General features: G+C 73.0%; 8 protein-coding genes. 2 read left to right on the top strand and 6 right to left on the bottom strand.

All coding sequences use genetic code 11. The features are described from left to right. The coding region (locus Q7T15_RS02130) for a bifunctional 3'-5' exonuclease/DNA polymerase (RefSeq protein ID WP_304692812.1) at positions 1-1240 on the top strand (1240 nt) is incomplete at its 5' end. Between the two features lie 37 nt (positions 1241-1277). Here the strand turns inward: Q7T15_RS02130 and Q7T15_RS02125 are convergent. Then, positions 1278-1907 (bottom strand): PadR family transcriptional regulator, encoded by a 630-nt coding sequence (locus tag Q7T15_RS02125; protein WP_304692810.1) that lies wholly within the window; start codon positions 1905-1907, stop codon positions 1278-1280. Positions 1908-2134: 227 nt separating this feature from the next. Here Q7T15_RS02125 and Q7T15_RS02120 point away from each other — a divergent pair, with 227 nt between their 5' ends. Further along, positions 2135-2638, top strand: coding sequence for a DUF3145 domain-containing protein (locus Q7T15_RS02120; RefSeq protein WP_304692808.1), 504 nt, complete (start codon positions 2135-2137; stop codon positions 2636-2638). A 188-nt stretch (positions 2639-2826) separates the two neighbouring features. On the opposite strand, the gene Q7T15_RS02115 is transcribed toward Q7T15_RS02120, so the two are convergent. From Q7T15_RS02115 to Q7T15_RS02095, 5 genes are all read right to left on the bottom strand, one after another. Beyond that, the gene (locus tag Q7T15_RS02115; RefSeq protein ID WP_304692806.1) at positions 2827-4065 is read right to left on the bottom strand and encodes a beta-ketoacyl synthase; all 1239 of its coding nucleotides are present in this window, start codon (positions 4063-4065) and stop codon (positions 2827-2829) included. An 84-nt stretch (positions 4066-4149) separates the two neighbouring features. After that, positions 4150-4398 carry an acyl carrier protein gene (locus Q7T15_RS02110; RefSeq protein ID WP_182489790.1) on the bottom strand — a complete coding sequence of 83 codons (249 nt, stop codon included), beginning with the start codon at positions 4396-4398 and terminating at the stop codon, positions 4150-4152. A gap of 93 nt (positions 4399-4491) precedes the next feature. Continuing rightward, entirely contained in the window at positions 4492-5496 is a 1005-nt protein-coding gene (locus Q7T15_RS02105) for a beta-ketoacyl-ACP synthase III (RefSeq protein ID WP_304692802.1), read from the bottom strand. Beyond that, positions 5493-6407, bottom strand: a complete 915-nt coding sequence (locus Q7T15_RS02100; RefSeq protein WP_304692800.1) for an ACP S-malonyltransferase — start codon at positions 6405-6407, stop codon at positions 5493-5495. Before Q7T15_RS02100 ends, Q7T15_RS02105 begins: the two co-directional genes overlap by 4 nt. A 120-nt stretch (positions 6408-6527) precedes the next feature. After that, positions 6528-6963: CdaR family transcriptional regulator (locus Q7T15_RS02095; protein ID WP_304692798.1), on the bottom strand; the 436-nt coding region annotated here is incomplete at its 5' end.

Raw genomic sequence — 6963 nt, 5'->3', positions numbered from 1 at the left:
GCGCGACCTCGCGCTGCTCGCCGCCGCCGAATCGGCCGGCGCCCTCGCCGCGGTCGAGATGCAGCGCACAGGGCTTCCGTGGAGCGCCGAGACCCATGACGCGCTCCTCACCGATCTCCTCGGGCCGCGCCCCGACACCCCCGGCCAGCGCCCCGAGCGCCTCGCCGCACTCGGCGCCGAGGTCGAGACTCTCCTCGGCGCGACGCCGGGCAGCATCCCGCTCGACTCGCCGCCCGAGCTCGTGAAGGCGCTGCGTCGCGCCGGCCTCGAGGTCTCGAGCGCCCGCTCGTGGGAGCTCCGCCGGCTCGACCACCCCGCGATCGAGCCGCTGCTGCGCTACAAGAAGCTCAGCCGCCTCCTCACCGCCAACGGCTGGAGCTGGCTCGACGCCCACGTGCACGACGGCCGCTTCCGTCCGAGCTACGTCCCCGGCGCCGTGGTCACGGGCCGCTGGGGCTCCGACGGCGGCGGCGCGCTGCAGCTGCCCAAGCAGATCCGCGGCGCCGTCGTGGCCGACCCGGGCTGGGTGCTCGTGGTCGCCGACGCGGCGCAGCTCGAGCCGCGCATCCTCGCCGCCCTCTCGCGCGACGCCGCGATGGCGCGCGCCGGCGCGGGGGAGGACCTCTACGCGGGCATCGTCGCGAGCGGCGCGGTCGAGTCGCGCGAGCACGCCAAGCTCGGGATGCTCGGGGCCATGTACGGCGGGACGACCGGCCAGAGCGCGCGCGTCCTCCCGCGACTCCAGCGCGCCTTCCCCGACGCGATCCGGTTCGTCGAGGAGGCCGCGCGGGCGGGGGAGCGCGGCGAGCGCGTGCGCACCCGGCTGGGCCGTACCTCGCCGTCGCCGGGCGAGGTATGGCGCGAGCGCCAGCTCATCGCCGCCTCCGACGCGGCGACGGCCGCGCAGCGCGAGGATGCCAGGTCGGCCGCGCGCTCGTGGGGTCGCTTCACCCGCAACTTCGTGGTGCAGGGCAGCGCGGCCGAATGGGCGCTGTCGTGGATGGCCGGGGTGCGCCGCCGTCTCTGGTCACCGGAGGGCGGGCCGCTGGCCTCGCAGCCGCACCTCGTGTTCTTCCTCCACGACGAGCTCATCGTGCACGCTCCGCGCGAGCGCGCGGCCGAGGTCGAGGAGGTCATGCGCGCCGCCGCCGTCGACGCCGGGCGCCTGCTCTTCCCCGGCAGTCCGGTGAGCTTTCCCGTCACGGTCGCGACGGTCGAGCGCTACAGCGACGCGAAGTAGCTGCGCGGCTCCGAGGTCAGCCCGCCGTGCGCGGTCGTCAGCGCGTCGTTCCGCGGCGCGACCCGCGCGCCGGAGCGCCGGGCGCGTCGGCGGAGGCATCCGTCGCGGCGCCGCCGCCATCGGGACCGACGGCATCAGCGGCTCGGCGGCCCCGGCGGCGACGATCGGTGCGGAGCGGCCACGGGTCGATCGCGGGGAGCGAGTCGAGCCACGCGAGCGCCGCGGAGCGGAGGAGGCGCTGCGCGTGGGCGGCCGAGGCCTGCGCCGCGCCGCCGGAGGGATCGGCGATCTCGGCGGAGGCGCCCTCGCGGGGCGCCCACAGCATCCGATAGTTGGCCAGCAGCGTGTCGAGGTGGTTGCCCGGCAGTGACATCGCGAGCAGGACGCGCTCGACCATCTCGTGCCAGTCGGCGAGGTCGGGCTCGGTCAGGTGCATGCGCGCCTCGATCGTGCCGGCGTCGGTGAGCTGGTACAGCGGGAGGTTGTCGGGGGTCGAGCCCGCGTCCTCGACGAGCCCGTCGCGACGGAGACGGTCGAGCGTCGAGTAGACCTGCCCGACGTTGAGGGGCGCGTCGCGCCGCGTGCGCTCCACGACCTCGGCGTGCAGCTGGTAGCCGTAGGCGGGGCCGAGGGTGAGGACGGAGAGGAGGGAATGACGCAGCGTCATGCCTCCACACTATGCGGCGTATGCAATGCGCGGGAAATCCGGCGACCTCGCGTGACGGCCGGGCGAGGGCCCGGGCGACGACACGTGAGGAGATCGAACGACACGCTTGTGATTCGGGGCCGTCGTGGGCGATAATGCACATACGGCGAGCAATCGCCACAACTGAACACGCTGTCACTCCGCACCAGGTCGATGGGGAAGTCGTACCTGAAGAAACGGAGTGAACAGTGGCAACAGCAACGGCTCGCGGAGTGCTCTACGTGCACTCCGCTCCTCGCGCGCTCTGCCCGCACATCGAGTGGGCGGCAGGTCGCGCCATCGATCGTGCTGTGAGCTTCGACTGGGTCGACCAGCCGGTCATGAAGGGCTCGCAGCGCACCGAGTTCGTCTGGGAGGGGGACCGCGGCTCGGGCGCGCGCATCGCGAGCGCCCTGCGCGGCTGGGAGCACCTCCGCTTCGAGGTCACCGAGGAGGCCGGCTTCGGCACCGACGGCGGCCGATGGATGCACACCCCCGACCTCGGCATCTTCTACGCGCAGACCGACGTCGCCGGGAACATGGTCATCCCGGAGGACCGGGTCCGCTACGCGATGGAGGTCGCGGGCTCGAACACGCTCGAGCTGCATCGCGAGCTGCGCCTCGCCCTCGGCCAGGCCTGGGACGACGAGCTCGAGGCCTTCCGCCACGCCGGCGACGGCCAGCGCGTCGTCTGGCTGCACCGCGCCGGCTGACCGCCCCCGCGCCCCCGCGTCACCGACTCAGGACGACCCGACCCCCGCACTCGTCAACAACTCAGGACAGCAGGTGCCACGAGCACCGGGTGATCGCTCCCCGGACCCGCACGACACCGCTCGTCTTGAGTTGTTGACGTGCACTGCGGCGAGGCCGCCGTCGAGACGGGTGATGCGCCGCCCGCGCTCTACCCGTCGTACGAGCGGAACGCGATGACCGAGTTGTGCCCGCCGAACCCGAACGAGTTCGAGATCGCGAGCTGCGGGCCGTCGCCGAGCGGGCGCGGCGCGGTGACGACGTCGAGAGGGATGCGCTCGTCCTGGTTGTCGAGGTTGATGGTGGGCGGCGCGGTGCGCTCGTGCAGCGCGAGGATCGTGAAGACCGCCTCGAGCGCGCCCGTGCCGCCGAGCAGGTGCCCGGTGGAGGCCTTGGTCGCCGAGACCGGGATCGATCCGACGCGATCGCCGAAGACGCGCTTGAGCGCCTCGAACTCGGCGACGTCGCCGACGGGCGTCGAGGTCGCGTGCGCGTTGATGTGCGTGACCTCGTCGGGCGTCGCGCCCGCCTGCTCGAGCGCCGCGAGAACGGCGCGTGCAGCGCCCGAGCCCTCGGGGTCGGGCGCGGTGATGTGGAACGAGTCGGAGGTCACCGAGCCGCCGGCGAGCTCGGCGTAGATGCGCGCGCCGCGGGCGAGCGCGTGCTCCTTGGTCTCGAGCACGATCGCGGCCGCGCCCTCGCCGAGCACGAACCCGTCGCGGTCGACGTCGTAGGGGCGCGAGGCGGCGGCGGGGTCGTCGTTGCGCTTCGAGAGGGCCTGCATCGATGCGAAGGCGGCGATGGGCAGCGGATGCACGACCGCCTCGGTGCCGCCGGCGACGACGATGTCGGCGAGGCCCTGCTGGAGGTGCTCGTAGGCGTTGGCGATCGCCTCGGTGCCCGAGGCGCACGCGGAGACCACGGTGCGGGCGCCGGCGCGCGCGCCGAGGCCCATGCTGATCGCGGCGGCGGCGGCGTTGGGCATGAGCATCGGAATCGTCATGGGGAGGACCCGGCGCGGGCCCTTCTCCTTCAGGACGTCCCACGCGTCGAGGAGCGTCCAGAGACCGCCGATGCCCGTCGCGTAGTCGACGAGGATGCGCTCGGGCGCGATCTCGGGCGTCCCCGCGTCGGCCCAGGCCTCGCGCGCGGCGATGAGCGCGAACTGCGCGGAGGGGTCGAGGCGCTTGATCTCCTGGCGCTCGAGAACCTCTTCGGGGCGCACCTTGGCCTGCGCGGCGAACGTCACGGGCAGCTCGTGCTCGGCGACCCACGGCTGCTCGAGGGTGCGGGCGCCGGACTCGCCGGCGAGGAGGGCGGACCAGCTTTCGCGGGCGGTCCCGCCGATGGGCGAAGTGGCACCGATTCCGGTGACGACGATGGTGGTCATAGCGTCAGCTCTTCTCTCAGGGGTGGGAGGCGTCGCGGGGGCCGGGGCCGCGCTCGCGCGTCGGCCCCGGCATCCGCGCGGGGGCTAGCCCTGCGCGTTGACGATGAAGGTGACGGCATCGCCGACGGTCTTGAGGTTCTTGACCTCTTCGTCGGGGATCTTCACGTCAAACTTCTCCTCGGCGTTGACGACGATCGTCATCATCGAGATCGAGTCGATGTCGAGGTCGTCCGTGAACGACTTGTCGAGAGCGACCGAGTCGGTCGCGATGCCGGTCTCGTCGTTGATGAGCTCGGCCAGGCCGGCGAGAACTTCTTCGGTGGACAGTGCCATTGTTCTTCTCCTCAGGGGTGTCGGTATGACCGCCCTCAATCCTAGGGCGGCGGTGCGCCCGGGCGGGGAGGCCGCGGGCTCGGTGGTCGCGCCCTAGGGGAGCCGCACCACCTGGGCGCCGAACACGAGTCCGGCGCCGAAGCCGATCTGCAGGGCGAGGCCGCCGCTGAGCTCCGGATGCTCGGCGAGCAGCCGATGCGTCGCAAGCGGGATCGAGGCCGCCGAGGTGTTCCCGGTCGTCGCGATGTCGCGCGCGATGACGACGCTCTCGGGCAGCTTGAGCTGCTTGGCGAACTCGTCGATGATGCGCATGTTCGCCTGGTGGGGGATGAACGCCGCGAGCTGATCGGCCGTCACACCGGCGGCCTCGAGGGCGCGCTGGGCGACCTTCGCCATCTCCCACACCGCCCAGCGGAAGACCGTCTGACCCTCCTGGCGGAGCGTCGGGAAGACGCCCGCCTCCACGCCCTCGGCGATCGTGTGGTCCATCCCGATCGTCTCCCACTTCGAGCCGTCGGAGCCCCACACGCTCGCGCCGATCCCCGGGGATTCGGCGGGCCCGACGATCGCGGCGCCCGCGCCGTCGCCGAGCAGGAACGAGATCGTGCGATCTGTGGGCTTGGCGAAGTCGCTGAGCTTCTCGGCGCCGACCACGAGCACGAACTCGGCAGCACCGGCCCGGATGAGGGCATCCGCCTGCGCGATGCCGTAGGTGTAGCCGGCGCACGCGGCCGAGACGTCGTAGGCGGGCGCGGGGTTCGCGCCGACGCGCTCGGCGAGCAGCGCCGCGAGCGAGGGGGTCTGCACGGGGTTCGAGATCGTCGAGACGATCACGGCGCCGATGCGGCTCGGGTCGATCCCCGCCTTCGCGATGGCCTCCATCGACGCCGCCTCCGCGAGGTCGACCGCGGTGACGGAGTCGGAGGCCCGCATGCGCGTGATGACGCCCGTGCGCTGACGGATCCACTCGTCGGAGGAGTCGATCGGCCCGACGATGTCGTCATTCGGCACCGTGAGGTCGCCGCGCGCGGCGCCGACCGACCAGATGCGCGTGAACGGCACGCCGACCGACTGCTTCAGGACGGGCTGCTCGCTCATGCGCTCTCCAGCATCTCGATCGCGGCGGGGAGGTCGTCGGGCGTCCTCACCGCGACGGTGGGAACGCCCTTGAGCCCGCGCTTGGCGAGTCCGACGAGCGCGCCCGCGGGCAGCAGCTCGATGACGCCCGTCACGCCGTCGGCGGCCATCGACTCCATGCAGAGGTCCCACCGCACGGGCGACGAGATCTGCCCGACGAGCAGATCGACGAAGCCCGCGCCCGACGTCACGACGGCGCCGTCGCGATTCGTGTAGAGGCGGATGCTCGGGTCGGCGGTCCGAACCGTCGCGGCGGCGGCGCGCACGCGCTCGACCGCCGACCCCATGTAGCTCGTGTGGAACGCGCCGGCGACCTGCAGCGGGATGACCCGCGTGCCGGGCACGGGGTCGCTCGCGAGCGCGTCGAGGTTGCGCAGCTCGCCCGCGACGACGGTCTGGCCGCCGCCGTTGACGTTGGCGGCCTCGAGGCCGAGCTCGACGAGTCGCTCGGCGAGAGCATCCGGATCGCCGCCGAGAACGGCCGCCATGCCGGTCGGGACGGCCGCGGCGGCCTCGGCCATCGCGAGCCCGCGCTCGCGGACGAGGCGCATCGCGTCGCCCTCCTCGAGCACTCCGGCGATCGCGGCGGCCGCGAACTCGCCCACCGAGTGCCCGGCGACGGCGCCGACGCGGTCGCGACGACCGTCGAGCAGCGCTCCAGCGCTCAGCAGAGACGCGGCGACGATGAGCGGCTGTGCGATCGCGGTGTCGCGGATGGTGTCGGCATCAGACACCGTGCCGTGCGCGACGAGGTCGACTCCCGCGGCCTCGCCGAGCGCCTCGAGACGCGCGCGGTGCGCGGGGTCGGCGAGCCACGGCTCGAGGAAGCCCGGGGTTTGGGACCCCTGGCCGGGGGCGACGACGACGATCATTGCTTCATCCTCCCAAGTGCGGGTGACGGGGGCGGTGGTGGTCAGGGCGCAAGAAAGCCACGAGACCTTGTGAGGACCGTACAGGCAGAGGGATGCCCGTGGCGGCATGCGCGCGCAGCCTCACCGCCGCGGCGGCTCCGGCTCCGAGATGGACCCGACGATGAGCGCGCACTGCAGGATGATCGCCTCGCGCGCCCCCGTGGCGTCCCACCCGATGACCTCGCTGATGCGCTTGAGGCGATAGCGGACGGTGTTCGGGTGCACGTAGAGCTCGCGCGCCGTCGCCTCGAGGCTACGACCGTTGTCGAGGTACGCCCACAGGGTCGTCAGCAGCTCGGTGTTGTGCTGCTTGAGGGGCTTGTAGATGCGGTTGATGAGCGTCGCGCGGGCGATCGGGTCGCCCGCGAGGGCGCGCTCGGGCAGGAGGTCGTCGGCGAGCGTCGGCCGCGGGGCGTTGCGCCACGAGCGGGCGACGGCGAAGCCCGCGAGCGCGGCCTTCGCGCTCTTGCCCGCGTCGACGACGTCAGGCACCTCGGGGCCGAGCACGAGGTGCCCG

Source organism: Microcella sp. (genome assembly GCF_030645145.1).
In the GTDB taxonomy this organism is placed as follows: Bacteria; Actinomycetota; Actinomycetes; order Actinomycetales; family Microbacteriaceae; genus Microcella.
Note: the sequence above shows the minus strand (reverse complement) of the source record. Positions and strands in the feature narration are given on the sequence as shown.